The 22,657-nt window shown below is 65.2% G+C and carries 25 protein-coding genes; 11 read left to right on the top strand and 14 right to left on the bottom strand.

The genetic code is table 11. From position 1 onward, the window contains the following. The first annotated feature begins 43 nt into the window (after positions 1-43). Complete coding sequence (locus A5784_RS15160) at positions 44-652, top strand: hypothetical protein (protein ID WP_064945735.1); 609 nt, start codon at positions 44-46, stop codon at positions 650-652. Here the strand turns inward: A5784_RS15160 and A5784_RS15155 are convergent. Genes A5784_RS15155 through A5784_RS15145 form a run of 3 tightly spaced genes read right to left on the bottom strand, consistent with a single transcriptional unit; the run spans position 615 to position 3,545 of the window. Next, a complete protein-coding gene (locus A5784_RS15155; RefSeq protein WP_064945734.1) occupies positions 615-1,130 on the bottom strand; it encodes a DUF6328 family protein in 516 nt (171 codons plus the stop codon). The genes A5784_RS15160 and A5784_RS15155 overlap by 38 nt on opposite strands. A gap of 30 nt (positions 1,131-1,160) precedes the next feature. Beyond that, entirely contained in the window at positions 1,161-1,715 is a 555-nt protein-coding gene (locus A5784_RS15150) for a ferritin-like domain-containing protein (protein WP_197514756.1), read from the bottom strand. Between the two features lie 30 nt (positions 1,716-1,745). Beyond that, positions 1,746-3,545 carry a thiamine pyrophosphate-requiring protein gene (locus A5784_RS15145; RefSeq protein WP_064945733.1) on the bottom strand — a complete coding sequence of 600 codons (1,800 nt, stop codon included), beginning with the start codon at positions 3,543-3,545 and terminating at the stop codon, positions 1,746-1,748. Positions 3,546-3,811: 266 nt separating this feature from the next. On the opposite strand from A5784_RS15145, the gene A5784_RS15140 reads away from it, so the two are divergent. The 4 genes from A5784_RS15140 to A5784_RS15125 all read left to right on the top strand — a co-directional run bounded on the left by A5784_RS15140 (position 3,812) and on the right by A5784_RS15125 (position 8,792). After that, positions 3,812-4,834, top strand: coding sequence for an alpha/beta hydrolase (locus tag A5784_RS15140; RefSeq protein ID WP_156750577.1), 1,023 nt, complete (start codon positions 3,812-3,814; stop codon positions 4,832-4,834). Between the two features lie 73 nt (positions 4,835-4,907). After that, positions 4,908-7,016 (top strand): catalase, encoded by a 2,109-nt coding sequence (locus tag A5784_RS15135; protein ID WP_064945731.1) that lies wholly within the window; start codon positions 4,908-4,910, stop codon positions 7,014-7,016. A gap of 285 nt (positions 7,017-7,301) precedes the next feature. After that, a complete protein-coding gene (locus A5784_RS15130; protein ID WP_082944860.1) occupies positions 7,302-7,748 on the top strand; it encodes an STAS domain-containing protein in 447 nt (148 codons plus the stop codon). Between the two features lie 30 nt (positions 7,749-7,778). Then, complete coding sequence (locus A5784_RS15125) at positions 7,779-8,792, top strand: DNA topoisomerase IB (protein ID WP_064945729.1); 1,014 nt, start codon at positions 7,779-7,781, stop codon at positions 8,790-8,792. A gap of 133 nt (positions 8,793-8,925) precedes the next feature. On the opposite strand, the gene A5784_RS15120 is transcribed toward A5784_RS15125, so the two are convergent. Both A5784_RS15120 and A5784_RS15115 read right to left on the bottom strand, forming a co-directional pair. Then, positions 8,926-10,161, bottom strand: a complete 1,236-nt coding sequence (locus A5784_RS15120) for a glycosyltransferase (protein ID WP_064945728.1) — start codon at positions 10,159-10,161, stop codon at positions 8,926-8,928. A 19-nt stretch (positions 10,162-10,180) separates the two neighbouring features. Further along, positions 10,181-11,152, bottom strand: coding sequence for a glycosyltransferase (locus A5784_RS15115; protein ID WP_064945727.1), 972 nt, complete (start codon positions 11,150-11,152; stop codon positions 10,181-10,183). Positions 11,153-11,232: 80 nt separating this feature from the next. On the opposite strand from A5784_RS15115, the gene A5784_RS15110 reads away from it, so the two are divergent. Beyond that, positions 11,233-11,430, top strand: a complete 198-nt coding sequence (locus A5784_RS15110) for a hypothetical protein (protein ID WP_064945726.1) — start codon at positions 11,233-11,235, stop codon at positions 11,428-11,430. A gap of 5 nt (positions 11,431-11,435) precedes the next feature. Here A5784_RS15110 and usfY read toward each other — a convergent pair whose 3' ends face one another. Both usfY and ctaD read right to left on the bottom strand, forming a co-directional pair. After that, entirely contained in the window at positions 11,436-11,747 is a 312-nt protein-coding gene (gene usfY / locus A5784_RS15105; protein ID WP_064945725.1) for a protein UsfY, read from the bottom strand. Positions 11,748-11,825: 78 nt separating this feature from the next. Next, a complete protein-coding gene (ctaD, locus tag A5784_RS15100; protein WP_064945747.1) occupies positions 11,826-13,553 on the bottom strand; it encodes an aa3-type cytochrome oxidase subunit I in 1,728 nt (575 codons plus the stop codon). A 120-nt stretch (positions 13,554-13,673) separates the two neighbouring features. On the opposite strand from ctaD, the gene A5784_RS15095 reads away from it, so the two are divergent. Continuing rightward, positions 13,674-14,561, top strand: coding sequence for a PfkB family carbohydrate kinase (locus tag A5784_RS15095; protein ID WP_064945724.1), 888 nt, complete (start codon positions 13,674-13,676; stop codon positions 14,559-14,561). A gap of 183 nt (positions 14,562-14,744) precedes the next feature. Continuing rightward, positions 14,745-15,764 carry an iron-containing redox enzyme family protein gene (locus tag A5784_RS15090; RefSeq protein ID WP_064945723.1) on the top strand — a complete coding sequence of 340 codons (1,020 nt, stop codon included), beginning with the start codon at positions 14,745-14,747 and terminating at the stop codon, positions 15,762-15,764. Here A5784_RS15090 and A5784_RS15085 read toward each other — a convergent pair. Beyond that, on the bottom strand, positions 15,744-15,947 hold the full coding sequence (locus A5784_RS15085; protein ID WP_064945722.1) for a CDGSH iron-sulfur domain-containing protein: 204 nt from the start codon (positions 15,945-15,947) through the stop codon (positions 15,744-15,746). The genes A5784_RS15090 and A5784_RS15085 overlap by 21 nt on opposite strands. Beyond that, a complete protein-coding gene (locus A5784_RS15080) occupies positions 15,944-16,612 on the bottom strand; it encodes a HemK2/MTQ2 family protein methyltransferase (protein WP_064945721.1) in 669 nt (222 codons plus the stop codon). Before A5784_RS15080 ends, A5784_RS15085 begins: the two co-directional genes overlap by 4 nt. A 198-nt stretch (positions 16,613-16,810) precedes the next feature. On the opposite strand from A5784_RS15080, the gene mbp1 reads away from it, so the two are divergent. Beyond that, positions 16,811-17,053: a microaggregate-binding protein 1 gene (mbp1, locus tag A5784_RS15075; protein ID WP_064945720.1), complete on the top strand. Its 243-nt coding sequence runs from the start codon at positions 16,811-16,813 to the stop codon at positions 17,051-17,053. Between the two features lie 84 nt (positions 17,054-17,137). Here the strand turns inward: mbp1 and A5784_RS15070 are convergent, their stop codons facing one another. The 3 genes from A5784_RS15070 to A5784_RS15060 all read right to left on the bottom strand — a co-directional run bounded on the left by A5784_RS15070 (position 17,138) and on the right by A5784_RS15060 (position 18,516). Further along, positions 17,138-17,509, bottom strand: a complete 372-nt coding sequence (locus tag A5784_RS15070; protein ID WP_064945719.1) for a hypothetical protein — start codon at positions 17,507-17,509, stop codon at positions 17,138-17,140. 1 nt (position 17,510) lies between these two features. Continuing rightward, positions 17,511-17,759 (bottom strand): metallothionein, encoded by a 249-nt coding sequence (locus A5784_RS15065; protein ID WP_064945718.1) that lies wholly within the window; start codon positions 17,757-17,759, stop codon positions 17,511-17,513. A 70-nt stretch (positions 17,760-17,829) separates the two neighbouring features. Continuing rightward, a complete protein-coding gene (locus A5784_RS15060; protein ID WP_064945717.1) occupies positions 17,830-18,516 on the bottom strand; it encodes a PAS and ANTAR domain-containing protein in 687 nt (228 codons plus the stop codon). A 75-nt stretch (positions 18,517-18,591) separates the two neighbouring features. Between A5784_RS15060 and A5784_RS15055 the strand changes: the two genes are divergently transcribed. Next, positions 18,592-19,143 carry a restriction endonuclease gene (locus A5784_RS15055; protein ID WP_197514755.1) on the top strand — a complete coding sequence of 184 codons (552 nt, stop codon included), beginning with the start codon at positions 18,592-18,594 and terminating at the stop codon, positions 19,141-19,143. Positions 19,144-19,187: 44 nt separating this feature from the next. Here A5784_RS15055 and lat read toward each other — a convergent pair whose 3' ends face one another. Further along, positions 19,188-20,525 carry an L-lysine 6-transaminase gene (gene lat, locus A5784_RS15050; protein WP_064945716.1) on the bottom strand — a complete coding sequence of 446 codons (1,338 nt, stop codon included), beginning with the start codon at positions 20,523-20,525 and terminating at the stop codon, positions 19,188-19,190. Between the two features lie 52 nt (positions 20,526-20,577). Then, complete coding sequence (locus tag A5784_RS15045; protein ID WP_064945715.1) at positions 20,578-21,042, bottom strand: Lrp/AsnC family transcriptional regulator; 465 nt, start codon at positions 21,040-21,042, stop codon at positions 20,578-20,580. Positions 21,043-21,101: 59 nt separating this feature from the next. Between A5784_RS15045 and amaB the strand changes: the two genes are divergently transcribed. After that, the gene (gene amaB / locus A5784_RS15040) at positions 21,102-22,652 is read left to right on the top strand and encodes an L-piperidine-6-carboxylate dehydrogenase (RefSeq protein ID WP_064945714.1); all 1,551 of its coding nucleotides are present in this window, start codon (positions 21,102-21,104) and stop codon (positions 22,650-22,652) included. The last annotated feature ends 5 nt before the right edge of the window (positions 22,653-22,657 follow it).

Below are 22,657 nucleotides of genomic sequence, written 5' to 3'. Positions count from 1 at the left end.
GGGGTCGTGGTTCACGTGCCGAGGTCCTGGGTATCACGCCTTCATGGATGCGATCGACCAAGTCGGCCGGCGCGAGCGACTGCGGACGGCGATGAAGACGTCGGCGGCCGCGTTGCGGGACCACAGCCCGTCGTTCGCGCTCGCGGGCAGCTACGCGTTGTGGGTGTACGGCGCCCCGGAACCGGACCATGACGTTGATTTCGTGGTCGCCGAAGCCGACGCGCAATCCGCAGCGCTCACGCTGGCCGCCGCGGGATTCATCATCGAACAGCCACCCGAGGATTGGCTGTTCAAAGCCCGCACAGGCGATGTGGTGGTGGATGTCCTGCACCACGTCAACGGAGCAGCCGTCGACTCGGCGATGCTGCAGGCTGCCGAGTACCGGGACGTGCTGGCGGTGCGCATGCCGGTGCTGCCGCCCAGCACCGTCATGATTCAGAAGCTGCGGGCGCTCGAGGAACACTACTGCGATTTCACCTCGCTGCTGCCGGCCGTACGGGCCACTCGAGAGGTGTTGGACTGGGATCGCATTCGCAAAGAGACCGCGGACAACGACTACGCCGTCGCATTTCTGGTACTGACCGAAAGACTCGGCCTGACCGTGCGAGCGGCAGTCACGGCGTCGGCGGCTGCGTTTCGCCCGTCCTCATGAAAAGCGGTACCGCAAGCCAGAACAACGCGAACATCACCAACGCGACGGCGCCTGCGATCACGGCGACCGTGGTGCCTGCGACCGAATCGAAGACGATCACCGTGACACCCACGAGCGCCACCCCGAGCAGGATCAATCCCGTATACGCGCACCGGTGCGCCGCGGCCACCAGAATCGCCAGCCGATGCCGCCGGAACAACAACCGGTGCATCCCGACCGGCGCGATCAACAGCACCGTGGCCGCGACCGACGCGCCCACCGTTGCCAGATAGACAATCCGCATCCGCTCGTCGAGCACTCCGAATCGTTGCTGGAAAGGCAGGGTCAGCAAGAACCCCGTCAACAGCTGCACACCGGTCTGAGTGACCCTCAGTTCCTGCAGCAGGCTGGCCCAATTACGGTCCAGCCGTTCGGTTTCCGTCTCGTCTCGCTGCCGGGTGTCCCACCGCTGGTCCTGCTCGGGGTGATCGACGTCCATGATCTCACCGTGCGCCGCCGCCCTCGTCCGCTAGTTGCCCAGCAGATCGTTGAGGTCGTCGGCGTGCTCCTCTTCTTGTTCCAGAATTCTCTCCATCAGGCGTCGGGTGGTGGGGTCGGCATCTCCGATCCACCGGATGATCTCCTGATAGCTGGTGATGACGATCCGCTCCGCGACCAGATTCTCCTGCAACATCCGGTTGAGGTCGGCATCTTCGACGGTCACGTATTCGGTGTGACTGCGTTGGGCCAGGGTGGTCGGGTCGAAGTCCGGATCGCCGCCGAGTTGGCTGACCCGCTCTGCGGCCCACTTTCCGTGCTGCAGTTCCTCAGCGGCATGCTCGGTGAACTCCGCGGCCACCTGTGCGCGATCGATACCGGTGGCTGCGATCGCATGTTGGGTGTAGCGCAGGTAGCACACCACCTCCGTGGCCACGACCTCGTTGAGCACATCGATCAGTCTCTTGACGTCGATGGTGTTGCCACTGGTGACCGCTCCGGCGTCCATGTGTTTACGGGCGTCGTCACGGATGGCGGTGACGTCGATCTCGAACTGGTTGTTCGTCCTGCTGGTTTTGGTCGGCACCGAATTTCCCTTCTGTAGGTGCGTTGCTGTTCATCTCGTTGCGCCCAAGTGTGGAATCAGCTCCTGGGCCTTGGTTTTGGCGCCCTGGTACACCAGGTGCCAGCCGTTGGGGTCGCCCTTGAGCACAGCGGAGACCATGTCCTTGATCTGCTCGTAGGTGGCATGCGGCGGGATCGGCGGCACCTCGGGATCGCAGCGGATGTCGAGCACGGTCGGCACGTCGCTCGACAACGCCTCGTCCCAGGCTTTCCCGACCGCGTCCCCCTCTGTCACCGAGATACCGTTCAAACCCATGGTGCACGCGATGTCGGCATACGACACATCGGGAAGAGATTGTGAATCAACGAATTTCGGAGACCCACCCATGGCGCGCAACTCCCAGGTGACCTGGTTGAGGTCGTTGTTGTGGAACACGCAGACCACCAGCCGCGGGTCGGACCACTGCGACCGGTACCGCAGGATCGTGAGGAGTTCGGCCATACCGTTCATCTGCATGGCACCGTCACCGACCAAGGCGATCACCGGCCGGTCCGGATGCGCGAACTTCGCCCCGATCGCATAGGGCACACCCGGCCCCATCGTCGCCAACGTCCCCGACAACGATCCCCGCATTCCGTCCCGGAACTTCAGGCAGCGGGCATACCAGTTGGTCGACGAGCCCGAGTCGGCGGTCACGATGGCGTTGTCCGGCAGCCGCTCTGAGAGTTCCCAGGCGATGCGCATGGGGTTCACCGGCTTGGCCGAGAGCATGCTTTGGCGCTCCAAGGTTTCCCACCACCGGGCCACCCCGCGTTCGATGCCCTCGCGCCACGACCGGTCCTTCTTCGGTTCCACCAGCGGAAGCAGTGCCCTGAGCGCACTTTCGGCATCGGCGACGATGTTCACCTCGGTGGGATAGCGCATGCCGATCGCGGCGCCGTCGATGTCGATCTGGATGGCTCTAGCCTGTCCGAAATCTGGAAGGAACTGGCTGTAAGGGAAATTGGAGCCGACGATCAGAAGCGTGTCGCACTCGCGCATCAGCTCGTAGCTGGGCCGGGTGCCGAGCAAGCCGATCGATCCGGTGACGTAGGGCAGGTCATCGGACAGCACGTCCTTGCCGAGCAGCGCCTTGGCCACCCCCGCGCCGGTGAGCTCCGCGAGCTTGCGTACCTGCGCCGCCGCCGAACGCGCGCCCTGACCGATCAGGATCGCAACCCGCGAACCAGCGTTCAATATATCTGCGGCCCTGCGGATCTGGTCGCTCTGTGGATCCACCACGGGACGGACGTACATCGCGTCGCTCGACGGGACCTGCTTGAACTCATGACCGGGCGCCGAGTACGGCTGCTCCTGCAGATCAGACGGGATCACGAGCGCGGTGGGTGCGCGCCGCGCCAGCGCTGTACGGATGGCCCGGTCCAGGGCATTCGGCAGCTGACTGGCGACGTTGACCTCAACCAGATAATCGCTGGCCACGTCTTTGTACAGACTCTGCAGGTCGACTTCCTGCTGATAGCTACCACCCATGGCGCTGCGGGCGGTCTGCCCGACGATGGCAACGACGGGAACCCGATCCAGCTTGGCGTCGTAGAGCCCGTTGAGCAGGTGGATCGCACCGGGCCCCGAGGTCGCCATGCACACGCCGACGTCGCCGGTGAACTTCGCGTAGCCCGTTGCCTCGAACGCCGCCATCTCTTCGTGCCGAGCCTGGACGAACTGCGGGGCGTCCTTGGCCCGGCCGAACGCCGCCACGATCCCGTTGATCCCGTCACCCGGATAGGCAAAGACGTGCTTGACTCCCCAGTCCCGCAGTCGTTCGATCAAGTAGTCGCCGACGCTCGTCGTCATGCCGCCTCCCTCGCGTGTGTCCAGCTCCGCTCGCCGAGTACCCGCCCGCCTGTAGGAGTAACCGCGGGACCGCTGGGTAATCGACCGATATGACTGCTGACGGCGCGGTTGACTGAAACACCGTCGCAGGTACGGACTTCAGCAGCGGACATCAGCGACGACGACTGCCCCTGGGCGAGATGATCACGTGCGGAACATGATTGGCGGAACTCGCGTTTCAACCCCTCACCTGCGGGTATCCATCCAGAGGACAGGAGTTGAACGCCATGGGGAAAGCGCAGGGCAAATCGAGCGCCGTGCACTCGGGAAGTCGCCACCACCATCGCGGCCGCAGCCCGCAGTCGATGGCACTGGCAGCCGGCTGCCGACTTCTCGTCAAGAACGCCGTACGGCTGTGGGCACTGCAACCGAACCTGCACTGGCCGCTCGACTCCGTCGATCGCATCGCAGGCTGGGCGCCCCACCCGCCTGCCGTGTCGATACGGCGCGTCGAGCTGCCCACATGTCCCGCTGAGTTGGTTTGTGCGCCGGGAACTTCCGCCCGGCGCGCCGTGCTGTACCTGCATGGTGGCGCGTTTCTGACCTGTGGCCTCAACACACACCGATCACTGGTGGCACGGTTGTCGCGTGCCGCGGACGCGGAGGTTCTCAACGTCGGCTACCGGATGCTCCCGTCGTACGGACCGTCGGCCGCCGTCGCCGACGCTCTGGACGGACTGCGCTGGCTCCTGCGCCGGGGCTACCGCGACCACGAGATCGTCCTGGCGGGAGACTCTGCCGGCGGATATCTCGCGCTGGCGACCGCGCTCGAACTCCTGCGCCGGGGGCGCACGCCAACGGCGGGCGTCGCGGCGATCTCGCCTTTGACCGATCTCGATTCCGCGCACCGTCTGGCACAGCCTCAGTCACGATGCTCGATGTTCACTGCCCGCGCCATGACGGCGTTCTCCCGCTACCTCACCGCGCAAGCTCGAGGCCGTTTCAACCGGCGGATCGTCTCGCCGGTCGACGCGGAACTGGAAAACATGCCGCCCGTGGCGATTCACGTCAGCACAGATGAATTCCTGTTGTCCGACGCAGAATTGATGTATCGGCGGATGATCGATGCGGGCGCACAGTGCGACCTGCACCTGTGGGACGGCCAGATCCACGACTTCCCGCTGGCCGCCGACATCCTTCCGGAAGGACGGCGCGCACTTCGGTACCTCGGTGATTTCGTCAAGCGAGTGACGCCCGCGTCAGTCGAGGACGCGGTCGCCCGCGATTACGCGAGGGCCGCCTCTCTCTGACCGCGATTCCACCTGGTTTGCCTTCGTCCGCCTCGGGTACTCAGCGCGGAGGTCCCACCATGAGAGGAATCGCGTGAACAACACCCCAAACCCGAAGCAACAACAACTCGACGACGCCCGAGTCGACAATGGCAAGGGGTATTTGACCACCCAGCAGGGCGTGCGGATCGACCACACCGATGACGCCCTGACCGCCGGTGAACGTGGCCCAACGCTGCTGGAGGACTTCCACGCCAGGGAGAAGGTGACCCACTTCGACCACGAGCGCATTCCGGAACGGGTCGTGCACGCCAGAGGGGCTGGCGCGTATGGCTATTTCGAGTCATATGACGACGGTCTGGCTGAGTTCACCGCGGCCAAATTCCTCACCACACCAGGCCTGCGAACGCCCGTGTTCGTCCGGTTCTCCACCGTGGCCGGCTCGCGTGGCTCGGCCGACACCGTCCGTGACGTTCGCGGGTTCGCCACGAAGTTCTACACCGAACAGGGCAATTACGACCTTGTGGGAAACAATTTCCCCGTCTTCTTCATCCAGGACGGCATCAAGTTCCCCGACTTCGTCCACGCCGTCAAACCCGAGCCGAACAACGAGATCCCGCAAGCCGCGTCGGCGCACAACACCCTGTGGGACTTCGTGTCACTGCAGCCGGAAACACTGCACGCGATCATGTGGTTGATGTCCGACCGAGCGCTGCCGCGTAGCTACCGGATGATGCAGGGGTTCGGCGTGCACACGTTCCGTCTCGTGAACGCCTCCGGCCAAGGGGTTTTCGTCAAGTTCCACTGGAAGCCGCAGCTCGGCGTGCACTCGCTCATCTGGGAGGAATGCCAGCAGATCGCAGGCAAGGACCCGGATTTCAACCGACGCGATCTGTGGGAGTCGATCGAGGCGGGCCACTATCCGGAATGGGAGCTCGGGGTCCAACTAATCCCCGAGTCCGACGAATTCGAGTTCCCCTTCGACCTGCTCGATGCCACCAAGTTCGTTCCGGAGGAACGGGTGCCGGTGCTTCCGGTGGGACGGATGGTGCTGGATCGCAACCCGGACAACTTTTTCGCCGAGACCGAACAGGTGGCGTTCCACACGGCCAACCTTGTGCCCGGAATCGATTTCACCAACGATCCGCTGCTGCAGTTCCGCAACTTTTCCTACCTCGATACGCAGCTCATCCGGTTGGGCGGTCCGAACTTCGCCCACCTCCCCGTAAACCGTCCCATTGCCGATGTTCGCAACAACCAGCGCGATGGCTACGGCCAGCACACGATCGCCCAGGGGGCGACGAGCTACTACAAGAACACCCTCGGCGGCGGCTGTCCCGCACTTGCCGATGAGGACGTCTTCCGGCATTACACCGAACGCGTGGACGGCCACAAGATCCGCCAACGCGCGGAGAGCTTCAAGGACTACTACAGCCAACCACGCATGTTCTGGGACAGCATGTCTCCCGTCGAGGCCGAACACATTGTCGCCGCGTTCGCATTCGAACTGGGCAAAGTCGGGCCCGAGACCGGCATACGGCCGCGGGTGGTCGAACAACTCAATCTGATCGACCACGATCTCGCCACACGCGTAGCCGCGAAGCTGGGCCTCACCGCACCGGCAGAAGTATCCATCGATGTCCGTCACGCACCGTCACCCGCCTTGTCGCAGCTCAATGCGGTCCCCGACACGATCGACACGCGACGCATCGCCGTCCTTGCGGCAGGTGGGGTCGATGTTCGTGGGATCGAGCGCGCAGCCGCGGCGCTGCGCAACCTCGGCGCTACGGTCGACATCATCAGCACGGTCGGCGGCGGCACGCTGTGGTGCGACACCGGCCACGAACTCGCGGTGGACCTGGGCATCAATACAACCTCGTCGGCGCTCTACGACGCGGTCCTGGTACCGGGCGGAGCGGAATCCGCCGAACAGCTCGCACAAGACGGAGCGATGGTTCATTTCGTACGCGAGGCGTACAAGCACCTGAAGCCCATCGCCGCGTTCGGTGCAGGCATCGACGTCTTGCAGGTGGCCGGTGTGAGAACCCGACCGGTCAACGGGTCCGGAGACGCCTCTGATGCCGGAGTTATCACGTCGAGTACGAGCGGCGATGACCTCGACGACGCGTTCACCGATGCGCTCGTCGGAGCCCTCGAACGACACCGGGCATGGGACCGGGTGACCGACATGATTCCCGCCTGAGAATCGTCATCGCGCTTGTCTGTGACAATTCTGGAAACATCCCCGTCAATTAGGGGTCACCTGGGGTTTTACCGTTCCAATTTGCGCAAGCAACCATGAGAAGTCCCTTATGCCGATTGTCCATAGCGCTGCCGCGACGTAGAGTCATGACCAGGTTGAGTTAACAGCCGAACACGCGCGTTGGTGCGTAGAGCTGATTGACTCCCCTACGCCCATTGCTTTGAAAAACCAGAGCTCGTTTGCGTGCCATGTATGAATCGACATTTTTCGATTGATGGAGGCAACGTGTCCATACTTAACGTGGCGCCCCCTCTTGCGGGTAAGCAGTCCGACCTCCGTGGCGATCAGATGGCAGGCTTCAGCACCGGCTGGGTGCGGCCATCGACGGCACTGGTGACTGTCCGCGGTGAACTGGATGCCGCCAACTCGCGGCAATTCGCCGAGTATGCGATGGGGCACATCAGCCGCAGCAAAGGGCTCATCCTCGACCTGCAATCCGTACAGTTCTTCTCGGTGTCGTCCGTTCCCGTGCTTCACAACCTGAACATGCGCTGCGCCCGCGAGGGTGTGGGCTGGGCGCTCGTACCGAGCGCGGCAGTGTTGCGAGTGCTCCGAATCTGCGACCCCGATGGACAATTACCCGCCGCCCCAACGGTCAAAGCCGCCTTGTCGAGGCTGCGCAGCGGCTTCTCCCACAGGGGCGTCGCAACGGATTCCATCTTTGCTGTGTGATCGTCCGCATCCAGGCCGGCGTCGGTCGCGATGCGCCTGCGCCGCAGCGTAGTCGGCGGTCCAGGTCTACACCGGGTACGTCGCGGTCGTGGTTTCAGCTACCACACCGACGACGGCGAACGGGTGACCTCGCCGAGAGTGCTGCAACGTATTGAGGAGCTGGTGATCCCGCCGGCCTGGAAGAACGTATGGATCTGTCCGCGTCCCGACGGTCACATCCAGGCCGTCGGGACCGACGCGGCAGGCCGCCGCCAGTATCTCTACCACCCGCAGTGGCATGAGGACCGGAGCGAAGAGAAGTTCGATCGCGTGTTGGAAATGTCTGCGCTGCTACCGGATTGGCGCGGCGCTGTGGCCGCCGACCTGCGGCGGCCGGGACTGTCGAGGCAGCGGGTGCTCGCAGTCGGCCTACGGCTGCTGGATCTTGGCTACTTCCGCGCCGGCGGTGATCAATACGCGGAAGAGAACAACTCCTTTGGCATCGCCACGCTGATGGGCGAACACGTCACCGTGCATTCCGGCTCGGTCGAATTCGACTATCCCGCGAAAAGCGGTGTGCGTCGGGTCCTCGATATCGAAGACCCGGACACGGTCCGCGCCGTCCGCAGTCTGCGACGCGCCGCCGGATCCGACCACCGCCTGCTGTCGTACCGAAACGGTGACGGGTTCAGCGCAATTCATGCCGACGATCTCAACGCTCGGTTCAAGCAGATGGTCGGCGACGAATACACCGTCAAGGACCTGCGCACCTGGCACGGCACGGTGCTGGCGGCTGCGGCATTCGCCGACGCGGATCCTCCAGTCGACGACAAAGTGATCAAGAGGGTCGAGGCGGCGGTGGTACGGGAGGTCGCCGAAGAACTCGGCAACACCCCAGCTGTCGCGCGCAGCGCCTATATCGATCCGCGAGTGCCGAAGGCCTACCGGGAAGGCCTCACGATCGCGACGAGCGTACGGCGGTCAGCGCGCACCAGGGACGCCGACAAACGACAGGCCATCCTGGGGCGCGGCACGGCACGACTGATCCGCAAGGTGTCGCGCTAACTCTTGGGCACCAACGAAGTGACCGTCGCCGACCCGTCGGATCGGCCGAAAGTCAGTGGGGCCCCGTCAGAATCCGGCGGCTGCCTGCCGCGGTCGAACATGCGGTCGCGCTGCTGGACGGTGCGAAATCCCATCATTGAACAGCACTCTCGGAGGCGTCAGCGGATACTACCGGCGGTACGTACGCGGCAGGACCGACGCGGTCGTAAACCCGCAAGGTGTCAGCTGCGATCCGGTCCCACGAATACCGTGACCGAGCGCGGTCCCGGCCCGCTGCTCCGAGGCTGCGCCGCAGGAAGTCGTCGCGCAGAAGACTGTTCAACGTGTCAGCCAAGAGGTCCGACCGCTTCGGCGGAACGAGTCGACCCGTCACATCGTGCACAACCGTGTCGAGCATGCCGCCGACCGCCGATGCCACGACGGGCACCCCGCACGCCATCGCCTCCAGTGGCACCATGCCGAAGGGCTCGTACCACGGTGTGCACGCGACGATATCGGCCGACCGCAGGACAGCAGGCATGTTCGCGCGGGCCACCGATCCGCACAGCTTGACCCGGTCGTCCACGCCGAGTTCCCGGGCCAGCGCCTTCAACCGGCGCGCCTCGGGATCGCGCCTGAGCGCGGCTCGGTCGGGCCCACCCACGATCACCAATTCCGTGTCGGGGATGCCGGCCAATGCGCGGATGGCGAGATCAAAACCTTTGCGGGGCACGAACCGACCGACACTGACGATGCGGTGCGCCGCGCCACGGCGCGACTTGGGGCCTTCCGGTGTGAACAGGTCCAGATCGACGCCGCACGGCACCACCGACGTCCGGCTGCGCGACCGGCCAAGGCGCATGAGTTCGAACACCTCGTCGGTGCAGGTCGCGGCCACCCAGGTGGCACAACGCGCCACCATGCTCTCCAGCTTGAGCCGCTCCGGTGGGCTCGTGTCATCGGTCCCCTGATGCCTGCGCTTGACCACACCGAGCGCGTGAAAGGTTTGGACCGCAGGGAGATTCAGGTGTCGTGCGGCCAGCTGGCTGGCCACTCCCGACATCCAGAAGTGCGCGTGCACCACATCCGGACGGTGGGCTGTCCAATCGCTGTCGAGGAACCGGGCGAACTCCCCCATGTATTGCAGCAGTTCGTCCTTCGGAATGTGTTCGGCAGGACCGGCCGGGACGTGGACGACGGTGTATCCGTCCGCGGTGGTCATCCGGTCCGGAAGGCCCCGGTCGTCGCGTCGGGTATAGACGACGACTTCATGGCCGCGGCGGGCCAAAGCGGCGGAAAGCGCTGCCACATGGACGTTCTGGCCGGCTGCATCGACGCCCCCGAGTGCGGCCAGCGGGCTGCCATGCTCAGAGACCATTGCAATCTTCATTCGCAATTCCTTCCGGAGTTCATCGGCAGCATTCGGCGATCACCCGGTCCCAGTCCTTGAGGAACCGGTCGAGGCCGAAGTGCGCCAGCGCGTACGCGCGCGCCGCCTTGCCGGCGATCGCAGCCGCGGATGCATCAGCCACGAATCCCTGCAGTGCGTAGGCGAGTGTCTTCACGTCCGCGCTCACCACGCCCGCCTCGGCGAGCACCGTCATGGGCGCCATCGTCGAGCCGACGGCAACGATCGGCATGCCGAGGAACATCGCCTCGATCAAGGACAATCCCAGCGACGTCCATCGTGCGGTGTGCAGATACACTCGCCGGCGGGCGATTTGGTACAACACGCGGGGGTGCGGTACGTCGCCTTTACCCCGCACCCCGGCGAGAGCGCCTTTGCGATTGAGTTCGTGGGATCCGATGCCCCACACGTCGATCGGAACCTGGCTGCTGAGCTCGGCCAGCAGGTCGGCGCCCACGGTGCGCCACCGGCGCAGTGGTTCGTTGATCATGGTCGCCGCTGCCGCCACGTCGCCCGTGTAGAGGTTGCCGGGGTCGGCGATGCCGTGAGTGATCACCTTGGTGGGGGCAATACCGCTGTCCCACATGAGCCTGTTGAATTCGGTCACGTGGATCAGCGGGATGTCCATGCGCTCGGCCAGCGCATGGTGACTGTCCACGGCATCCGGCCGCGGGGCGTTGTGCTCGACGTAGACCGCGGGAATGTCGATGCCGGGACGCCGGCCCAGCAGCTCTGCAGCCAACTCGATCTCGCGCGGCCGCTGCAGCACGATCAGGTCGATGTCCTGATCCCTGAGCTCGTCTGTCGACATTTCTTGTGCGCGTGGCCAATCGCGGCCGAGTAGACCCTTCCCGTCCGCATCGCCCGCCTCGTTGACGGGTATCAGATAGCGATGCCGCCCGGCGACGAACGACTCCATCCATGAGCCGTGCACATGCCAGGCGAGCACCGTGCGCGGGAGGCCTGCATCCATGGGGCGGAAGTACCCTGGCACCCCACTCTTAAACGCACGAAGAGTTTTGGCGCGAAGCGGCGCGGGGTACTCCCGTTGCCATGCAACCCGAGGATGACGAAGTGCCGGTCGCGGACGCCGCCGAGCAGCACCGCGATGTCAAGCCACCGCCGGGCGACGATGATGCGATCCAACCGAACTGCAGCCCGCCCTTGGAGAGCAACGAGAGCGACTGGCAGGAACAACGAGTTGAAGTGGATCTCGACCCCGAACTCGACGGCGTCGACCGCGAAGACTGACGGCCCTAGTGGTCCGCGGATCCCCCATCGTGGGCGCGGTGATCTCCGTGCCATTGAACTTCATTGCGGCGCACCCGCCGGTGCTCGACGCCGAACCACACTGCGCAGGCCACGAACAGCACGGCGGTGAGCACCGCCAACCACGTGCCGACATCGCTGTGGGAGGTGGCGAAGGCCGCCAGGCACGCGACGAACGACACGACAGCGACGAAAAGAAGACCGATCGCCGGCATGTTCTTGGTGTCTTTCATCGTCTCGCCGGCGTGCGGTCGGGTGGTTCGGGCGTGATCCACTGGGTCCTTGGCGGTGTCCCCCATCACTGCTCCTCTCGGGTCGGTCGTTGGCATAGAGCTACCCCCCTGGCGTCGTTCCGAAACGATGCGCTGGTGGACGGGTCAGCGGGAAACGTCTGCCTGTTCTAATACGGCCTGATGATCGCGCCCGACGTGAGATTCGCTGCGCATCCGCTTGACCATGTGCGGGTAATGCAGTTCGAACGCGGGACGCTCCGATCGGATGCGGGGCAGCTCGGTGAAGTTGTGCCGTGGCGGTGGGCAACTCGTCGCCCACTCCAGGGAGTTGCCGTAACCCCACGGATCGTCGACGGTGACCGGTTCGCCGTAGCGCCAGCTCTTGAAGACGTTCCAGACGAACGGCAGCATCGAGACGCCCAGGATGAACGCGCCGATGGTCGAGACCACGTTGAGCGTGGTGAACCCGTCGGACGGCAGATAGTCCGCGTAACGGCGCGGCATGCCCTGGTTTCCGAGCCAGTGCTGCACCAGGAATGTGGTGTGGAACCCGATGAAGGTCAGCCAGAAATGCAGCTTGCCCAGGCGTTCGTCGAGCAGCCGGCCGGTCATCTTGGGGAACCAGAAGTACACCCCGGCAAACGTCGCAAACACGATGGTGCCGAACAGCACATAGTGGAAGTGCGCCACCACGAAATAGCTGTCGGTGACGTGGAAGTCCAGCGGCGGGCTGGCCAGCAGCACACCGGACAGGCCGCCCAGGGTGAAGGTGATCAGGAAGCCGACCGAGAACAGCATCGGGGTCTCGAAGGTCAGCTGTCCCTTCCACATGGTGCCGATCCAGTTGAAGAACTTGATGCCGGTCGGGACCGCGATCAGATACGTCATGAACGAGAAGAACGGCAGGAGGACGGCTCCGGTGGCGAACATGTGATGCGCCCAGACCGCGACGGAAAGCGCCGCGATCGAGATGGTGGCGTACACCAAAGTGGTGTAGCCGAAAATCGGCTTACGGCTGAACACCGGGATGATCTCGGTGACGATGCCGAAGAACGGCAGCGCGACGATGTAGACCTCGGGGTGGCCGAAGAACCAGAACAGGTGCTGCCACAGGATCGGTCCCCCGTTGGCCGGGTCGTAGACGTGGGCGCCAAGGTGCCGGTCGGCCGCCAACCCGAATAACGCCGCGGTCAGGATCGGGAACGCCAACAGCACCAGGATGGACGTCGCGAAGACGTTCCAGGTGAAAATCGGCATCCGGAACATCGTCATGCCGGGAGCCCGCATACACACCACCGTGGTGATCATGTTGACCCCACCGAGAATGGTGCCGAGGCCACCCACGGCCAGCCCGAGAATCCACAGATCTCCGCCAGGGCCCGGTGAGTGGATGGCATCGGTCAGCGGTGAATACGCGGTCCAGCCGAAGTCTGCTGCGCCGCCGGGGGTGATGAAGCCGCCCATGGCGATCAGCGCGCCGAACACGAACAACCAGAACGACAATGCGTTCAGGCGCGGGAACGCCACGTCGGGGGCGCCGATCTGCAGGGGCAGCACCAGGTTGGCGAAGCCGAACACGATCGGCGTCGCATAGAACAGCAGCATCACCGTGCCGTGCATGGTGAACAGCTGGTTGTACTGCTCGTTGGACAGGAACTGCAGACCGGGCTCGGCGAGCTCCGTCCGCATCAGCAGCGCCATGAGCCCGCCGATGAAGAAGAAGGCGAAGCACGCGACGCAGTACATGATGCCGATCAGCTTGTGATCGGTGGTCGTGATCAGCTTGTAGACGAGGTTGCCCCGTGGCCCGAGGCGCGCCGGGAATGGGCGGCGGGGCGCGAGTTTCGGTGGTACCAGCGCATCAGCCGTCATCGCGAACTCCGTTCGTTCACGATGCGATTTCCCGGGATCCGCCACATCCAAACCCCGCACTTCAGCGGTTTGTGCCTCTCGGCCGCCGGGTAGCGCTAGGGGCACGCAGGAGGTAGTGCGGTGAGCGTGGTGGTGGTCGGCCAGATCGGCCGTGACGTGGTGCTGCAGACACCGGAACTGTCGGGCACCGGCGGCGCCCACCCCGTCCGTGAGCGCAGGGAGACGCTCGGCGGTAAAGGTGCCAACCAGGCCGTGGGGTTGGCTCAGCTCGGCGTTCCGGTCAGCCTGATCGGTGTCGCCGGTGCCGACGAACCGGGTAGCGCAGCATTACAGCAGGCGTCGACCGACGGCATCGACACCGCCCATGTGGTCCGGCGCGGCACGACCGCGCTCCTGGTAAGCGTCATCGACGACGCGGCCAATCGGCTCTTGCTCGAACATGTCCCGCAGCACGCGCTGCTCACCCCGGACGACGTCGACCGCGCCCACGCGAGCCTGCTGGCCGCCGACACTGTCTCTGTGCAGCTGCAGCAGCCGATCGAGTCGACCCTGCGCGCCGCCCGCCAAGGCAGGCAAGCGGGTGCCCTCGTGCTCGCCGATGGGGCGGTCGACCCGGACCATTCCGACGAGCTGTTCGAGCTCATCCACGTGTTTCGCGCGGACGCCGACGAAGCCGAACTGCTCGCAGGCGAACCTGTGAAGACTCCCGTCGCAGCCGCGGAGCTGGCGAACCGGATCCTGCGCAAAGGCCCGGTGCTCGTCGCGCTCGCGATATCCGGCGTCGGCGACCTGTTGGTGTGGCGTGGCGGGAGCCGGTTGTTCCCGCTGTCGGATGCACCGGTGGTCGACCGCACCGGCGCGGGCGACGCGTTCATGGCGGGGCTGATCGCGGCGCTGCGCCGTGACGCGGATCCCGTGCAGGCCGGCCGTCTCGCCACCGCCGCCGCGACCGCCACGGTCGGGCACCTGGGCGGCAGACCGCAGCTGGACGGACTGCGCCACGCCTGACGAGCATGAACCCCAAGGCCTTTCGGTGATCGGAGTAGTCGAATGAGCGTCAGGCCTGTCGATCGTGGTTCCGGGACGACCGACAGGTCTGACGGCGTCTGGCACCTCAGTGATACCCCGTCGCGGGCTCGGCTATCCCACCGACGTTTTGACGCGACCCCTGCAGGGAATACACCCGGCGATATGACAACACTGCCCATTGGCGCAAAGCCCAAGCTGCCCGACGCTCGCGGACCCGTTTCGGCCGCGGTCATCGAACTGCTCGCTGAGTGCGCACCGCATACCCACCTCCAACCGGTCGAAGCACGGCTGCACGACTCCGACCCATTGGGGCTGGATCTTCAACTGGCGCTCTACGTGTGCTACGAACTGCACTATCGAGATTTCGCCGGTGTCGACCCGGCCTGGGAGTGGAACGCCGGTCTGCTGCATCTTCGTTCGCGTATGGAGCACGCCTTCCTCGGGGCGATTCGCCGCGAGGTCGGCATGATCGAGGCGGACGCCACGCCGGCGACCGAGATGGACCGACTGTCGACCGAACCGGCGGACGGCACCGGCCCCAGCTTCTATCTGCGTGATCACGGGACCTGGCAGCAGATGCGCGAGTACTTCGTGCACCGGTCGGTGTACCACCTCAAGGAGGGTGACCCGCACGCCTGGTTGATCCCGCGACTGGGCGGGCAGGCAAAGGCCTCATTCGTGGCCGTCGAATTCGATGAGTTCGGAGCCGGTTCGGGAAGCCAAGTGCACCAACAGTTGTTCGCCGATCTGATGGCGGCCGCGGACTTGGACAGCAGCTATCTGTTCTATCTGGGCGCCGTGCCTGCCGAGGCCTTGACAGCGGTGAACCTCATGTCACTGTTCGGCCTGCACCGGCGGTTGCGGGGTGCGGCAGTCGGACATTTCGCGGCGACAGAGATCACTTCGTCGCCGGGCTCACAGCGAATGGTGTCCGCGTTGAAGCGGATGAAGGCACCCGAGGCATGCATCAAGTTCTACCGCGAGCATGTGGAAGCCGACGCTGTCCACGAGCAGGTGGTGCGCACCGACGTGATCAACAACCTTCTGTGCAGTGAACCGGAACTGGCCGATGACGTGGTGTTCGGGATCCGCGCCTGGGAAGTCGTCGAGGACCGCCTCGCCTACTGGATGATGAAAACCTGGACGTGCGGGAGCACTTCGCTACTTCGGCCGCTCGACTGAGCGTCGCGCCTTGCGGTGGCTGGTGTCACACAGCGGATAGTTCTTCGACCGTCGGCACGCGCAGATCGCGACCATGAACCGGGAGGACTCGACGGTGCGGCCGTCAGGCGTCTCGATCTTGACCGGCCCCTCGACCAAGATCGGTCCGCCTGCGACCACCCGCACTGTCCGTAACTCGCTCATCGCTTGTCCGCTCTGATGACCGCCAACAGTTCGTGGCGGCGGCCCGCGGTGAGCCGGCCGGATGCTTCCAACTCCGCCGCATGCGCCGACAGCACTGGTCCAAACGGAATAGACTGCACTGCAACTATTTTCGTTTTGAGACCGGCTTCACGCAGCAGCGTCACCGACTTGCCGATGTCCGAGAACTCGGATTGGACCAGCAGCAGGGACCCGTCGTCGCTCAGCATCTGCGGCACTGTCGCGCACAGTGGATCCAAGACCAGGCGGCCGTCCTCTCCGCCATCCCACGCGGCCATCGGGCCGGCCCACGGCGGAATCGAACCGGTGTCGGCCTCGGCTCCGGACGGGACGTAGGGCGGATTGCACACGACAAGATCGAACGGTTCGCATTCCAGGGCCTGAGTCCAAGAGCCCAGCCGGACATGGATATTCACGCCCGCGGCCAACGCATTCCCGCGGGCGCAGCGTACGGCGTTCGGACAGATGTCGAATGCGGTGACCGACCGCGCGCCCAGCTGGGCTGCCGCCACCGCTACCACTCCGCTGCCTGTGCCGAGATCAACGACGCTGCACCCCTCGAGCGAAGTGCCACCGGCGAGCACGTCGATCAGCAGCTGGGAATCCTCCTGGGGTGGATACACACCGTCGAGGGCAAAAGCTGTCATCACATTCCTTTCGCGTGGCCCTCCCTCCGGTACCCGCGCGCAGCCCACCGCAAACGCCGATGACCCAGATAGACCGGGTGATAAACACTGTGACCGCCGCAGCCGCGCACGTTTGATCGCGGGGGCAACCGGGAATACGGGCCGTGCACGCAACGGCGCGTGCAGTGACCAATCCACTCCAGTAGCGGAAAGGTAAGTATGACCGAGAAGAATTCAGGTCCCGAGGAAGCAGTCAAGGGTGTCGTCGAAGACGCCAAGGGCAAGGCAAAGGAAGCGATCGGCACAGTAACTGGTCGTGACGACATGGTCCGCGAGGGTAAGGCCCAGCAGGACAAGGCCGATGCCCAGCAGGATGCCGCCAAGAAGGAGGCACAGGCCGAGTCCGCCCGCGCAGGCGCCAAGGCAGCCGAAGAGCGTGAGCAGGCCCACCAGCGGCCCTAGCTGTGCGAGCAGTGCGACGATGGCCCAGCCGGTACGGCTGGGCCATCGTCATTGGGGCAAGCCATTTTTCGTGTGATGCGCGAGTCACGCAGCCCTGGCCAGCATGGACAGCGCCAGGGTGAGCGCCAGCAACGTCAGTGCCATCAACGTCAAGGCGGCGCACTGCCAACTGCGCCAATTCTCGCCGCGTCGCGACGACTGGTAAGCCCGCGCGAACGCCCGCATGCCTGCGGCCACCAGCACTGCGGGTGCGGCCAAAGCCACCACGGAACGCTCAGGTGCGCCACATGCCAGACCGCCGGCCGTCGCGCCGGCACACGTACTGATCCATGCGGCCGCTGCGATCAGCAACGCCGCCCCGGCGCCCGCTGCCGCAAGGCCGAACCGCACGGCGGCGTGCGCGTCGGTGTCGTTACGGAGACCGCGCGGCGGGAAATGAGCCGAATCGTTGAGCATCTCAGTCGCCGATCGCGCTCTGCCGGTCCACCATTGTCGGATGCCCCGACTGCCGCGCACAGTGCGCGCAGCAGTACATGATTCCCGACGCCTCGACGCCGTGGCCCAGGATTCGGCATCCGCACGCCGCGCACTCCGGCGCCACCCGGACGGCCGCGCATTCGAGGCTGTCAAACGTCTCGGTCAGGCCGTTCCAGCTGACGGTGAACGCCTTGTCGTAGTCGTTGCCGCAGGTGGCGCAAATCGCCATATCGCCTCCCGGATGTCCGCGCGATGCCCGCGCACATGTCGCCGAAGCTACTTCCCGGAAAAGTGCCGGGCTAAACCTCGCGATCGACCCGTAGGTGCGCGGTGAGCAGAAGCCGGTCGAAGATGATGCGGTTGGGAAACGTCTCGCTGTAGTCGAGATGGAGAAAGTCGTACGCGATCTGTTCGGACAACACGCGCAGCTTGGTGTTGGTCTCCTGCGATCGCCATTTCAACAGCTCGAACGCGGCATCGGCGTCGATCCGGTACAACACCATCAACATGCCCTTGGCCTGCTCGATGGCGCCGCGGGCTTCGGCGAGCTCGGCCACCGTCTCGGTGACCAGCCGTTCCTGCGCCGCCGCGATCGACTTGGTGACGTCGACGTAGAAGCCGTGAGTGCCGACGACAGAGCCCTCGTCGTCGAACAATTGATCTCCCACGACGACGACGAAGTGGACGTTGCCTTCGGTATCGACGATCCGGTGCCGCGTGCTGAACGCGCCCCCGGTCCGGCGGATCTGGTCGAGCGTTGCAGCCACCTGCCCGTAGTCCTCGGGATGCTTGTGCGACAGCACCAGCTCGGTCGTCGGCTGTGCCGTGCCAGGTGTGTAACCGTGCATCCGCTCGACCTGCGGCGACCACTCCCAGCGTTCATCGGCGAAATAGAAACGGAACCAGCCGACACGCTGCGGTTCGCCGCCTGCGAGCGCATGCTCGATGGGCGACTCGACGCCAACCGGATCCGGGTCATCCGCCATACGACGAAATTACCCGTTGACCGGCCGACCTGAACGACGTCGATCTGTCGGTGCCCGCAACTAGCGTTCCGTGGCGTGAGGCGGCTGAGGTTCAAGCTCTATCTGGCGGCAGGGTTGGCGTGCGCGGCCGCGCTCCATATGTACGGCGTCAGCCCGGGCGTGAGCATTGGGGCAGGAGTGGGCCTGCCGCTCGCACTCGCCGTCGCGCCTCGCTTCGTGATCGCCGCCGTGGCAGGCGCGAGCACTCCGGGCAAACGCGAGGACACGACCACCGAGATGAGCGGACTGGAGTTCGAGGACTACGTGGCGCGCGTCGCCAGATCCTGCGGTGTGCCGGTCATCATGACGCCTCTCAGCGGAGACTGGGGCGTCGATCTGATCATCGGACACCGGCCCAATCGGCTTGCCGTTCAATGCAAACGGCAGTCCCGCCCGGTCGGTGCGGGTGCTGTTCAGGAGGTGGTCGCGGGGGCACCGATGCAGGACTGCGCCAAGACGATGGTGGTGACCAATCACGATTTCACCCCGGCGGCACGCAAACTGGCCGAGCTACACGGCTGCGAACTGGTGGGTGGTGCCGACCTTCCCAGACTGAAATCGGTGATCCGCCGGGCGACCGTGCAATAGCCGGTCGGTCCTCAGGTCGCGGGCTTCTGCTCGAACTGACGTCTCTACGAGATCGCTGCGCGCACTTCATCCACAGCGGCGTCGATGTCGCTGCGTGACACCGTCAACGCGGGCCGGAACCGCACACTGTGGCTGCCGCTGGGCAGCATGATGATGCGCCGGTCCCACAGTCGACCGATCAGCGCATCCCGGTCTGCGGGTGTCGGGAGGCTGAACGCGCACATCAGCCCGCGCCCGCGAGGATCGAGCACGAGCTGCGGGAAATCGTGTGCCAGCTCATGCAACCGGCCCAGCAGATACCGGCCGGTCGACGCGGCGCGCTCGAGCAGCCCGTCGCCCTCGATGACCTCAAGAATGCGCCGCGAGCGGACCATGTCGGCCAGGTTGCCGCCCCACGTGGAGTTGATCCGCGAACTCACGGCGAACACGTTGTCGGCCACCTCGTCCACGCGGGTCTTCATTCGCTCCTCACGTGCGCGGCCGCCCGCCATGACGCCACACACCTGCGTCTTCTTACCGAACGCCACGACGTCGGGCGTCACGCCCAATTGCTGGTAGGCCCAAGCGGTCCCGGTGATCCCGCACCCCGTCTGCACCTCGTCGAATATCAGCAGGGCGTCGAACTCGTCGCACAGCTCTCGCATCGCGGCGAAGAACTGCGGTCGGAAGTGCCGGTCCCCGCCCTCGCCTTGAATCGGCTCGGCCAAGAAGCAGGCGATGTCGTGCGGAGCCGCCTCGAACGCCGCCCTGGCTTGACGCAACGATTCGGCTTCCAGCTCGTCCATGTCTGCGCCCGGCCTGAGGTAGGGCGCGTCGATGCGCGGCCAGTCGAACTTCGGGAAGCGGGCGACCTTGTTCGGATCGGTGTTGGTCAGTGACAACGTGTAACCACTGCGCCCGTGGAAAGCCCCGCGCAGGTGTAACACCTTGCCGCCCAATGCCGGATCGATACCGCGTGCCTCGTTGTGCCTGCTCTTCCAGTCGAACGCCACCTTGAGTGCGTTCTCGACGGCCAGCGCGCCACCGTCGACGAAGAACAGATGCGGCAGGGCCGGGTCGCCGAGAACCCGGCGGAAAGTGTCGACGAAGCGTGCCATCGGGATGCTGTAGATGTCGGAGTTGCTCGGCTTGTTCAACGCAGCCTGCAGCAACTCGGCGCGGAACGTCGCGTCGCCGGCCAGAGCCGGATGGTTCATCCCCAGCGCAGACGACGCGAAGAACGTGAACATGTCGAGGTAACGCTCGCCGGTGGTGGCGTCCACCAGATACGAACCCGCCGATCGGTCAAGGTCGAGCACGAAGTCGTAGCCGTCGGTGAGGATGCTGCGAGCGAGCACTTCGCGCACACGATCGGGCGTGATCGATGTCAACACGGCAGTCATAGCGCCATTTTAGCGCGATTTTTACGTCTGAGCGGGTTGACAACCGGAATAGTTACGGAATGTAGTTTCTGCCGGTGTAAAATGTCTGCAGGATTACGGTACTCCGGGTGCGGACGTTGGCCGCCGTCCTGATCCGCTGCAACAAGTCCTCCAGCGCCCGCGCTGACGCGACTCGCACCTGCAGGATGTAGCTCTCCTCACCGGCGACCGAGTGGCACGATTCGATTTCGGGGATGCTCTCCAAGCGGGCGGGCGCATCATCAGGTTGAGAGGGATCGAGAGGGGTGATGGCCACGAACGCTGAGAGCATGTTGCCCAGCGCCTCGGGGTTGAGCCGCACCGAGTACCCGGTCACCACACCGCGGGCCTCCAGCCGGCGGACCCGCGCCTGCACCGCCGACACCGACAGCCCGGCGACCGAGGCCAGATGCGCCAGCGTGGCCCGGCCGTCGGCCACGAGCTCACGAACCAGGATCCGGTCGATCCCATCCAGAGGTTGTTCGTCCGGTTCGCCCATGGCCCGAACTGTAACCCCTTGACCCCGATCCAATTCCGGGCAGATCAGAAAGGCGCACGATGACCACGACCGAACGCACCCAATTGCCCACCGCCGACGACCTGCGTCTTCAGGTGCGTCAGGCCTTCGAATCCATCGGCGCAACGGTCACGTTGGGCCCGCCCGGAGTCCATCCGGCCGGCTTGCCCGCCAGTACCCCGATCACCGGGGATGTACTGTTCACCATCGCCGAGGACACCTCCGAACACGTCGACGTAGCCATAGCTCAAGCTGCACAGGCCTTTTCGACGTGGCGAACCACACCCGCACCGGTCCGCGGCGCGCTCGTGGCTCGGCTCGGCGAACTGCTCGTCGAGCACAAAGCCGCACTGGCGGCGCTGGTCACCATAGAAGCAGGCAAGATCACCTCGGAAGCCCTCGGCGAAGTGCAGGAGATGATCGACATCTGCCAGTTCGCCGTCGGACTGTCCCGGCAGCTCTACGGGCGCACCATCGCCTCCGAGCGCCCGGGCCACCGCCTCATGGAGACCTGGCACCCACTCGGCGTCGTCGGCGTCATCACCGCCTTCAACTTTCCCGTCGCGGTGTGGGCATGGAACACCGCCGTCGCGCTGGTGTGCGGCGACACCGTCGTGTGGAAGCCTTCCGAGCTGACCCCACTGACCGCCATCGCCTGCCAAGCCCTGATCGAACGGGCCGCTGCCGAAGTCGGGGCCCCGACGTCGGTGAGCCGGCTGGTGCTCGGCGGCCGCGAGCTCGGCGAACGCCTCGTCGACGACCCGCGGGTGGCGCTGCTCAGCGCAACCGGCTCGGTGCGGATGGGCCAGGAGGTCGGCCCGCGCGTGGCGGCCCGGTTCGGCAAGGTGCTGCTGGAGCTCGGTGGCAACAACGCGGCGGTGGTCACGCCGTCAGCCGATCTCGATCTGGCGGTACGCGCCATCGTCTTCTCCGCCGCGGGCACCGCCGGACAGCGCTGCACGACCCTGCGCAGGCTGATCGCGCACAGAAGCGTCGCCGACGAATTGGTGTCGCGGATCGTCGCGGCCTACCGGAGTCTGCCGATCGGTGCACCGGGAGCCGACGGCACACTCGTGGGCCCACTCATCCACGCGCGCGCCTACCGCGACATGGTGGGTGCGCTGGACCAGGCCCGCGCCGACGGCGGTGAGGTGTTCGGTGGCGAGCGCCACGACATGGGTCATGAAGCCGCGTTCTACGTGGCGCCCGCAGTGGTGCGCATGCCCGCCCAGACGGCCGTGGTGCACAACGAAACGTTCGCGCCGATCCTCTACGTGCTGACCTACGATTCGCTCGACGATGCGATCGCCCTGAACAATGAGGTGCCGCAAGGCCTTTCATCGGCGATCTTCACCACAGACGTGCGTGAGGCGGAGCGCTTCCTGGCCGCCGACGGATCCGACTGCGGTATCGCCAACGTGAACATCGGCACGTCGGGCGCCGAGATCGGTGGCGCGTTCGGAGGCGAGAAGCAGACCGGTGGCGGCCGGGAATCCGGGTCGGACGCCTGGAAGGCGTACATGCGTCGCGCCACCAACACCGTCAACTACTCGTCGGAACTGCCCTTGGCTCAGGGCGTGCACTTCGGCTGACGCGC

The organism is Mycobacterium sp. 852013-50091_SCH5140682 (genome assembly GCF_001665685.1).
Classification (GTDB): Bacteria; Actinomycetota; Actinomycetes; order Mycobacteriales; family Mycobacteriaceae; genus Mycobacterium.
Note: the sequence above shows the minus strand (reverse complement) of the source record. Positions and strands in the feature narration are given on the sequence as shown.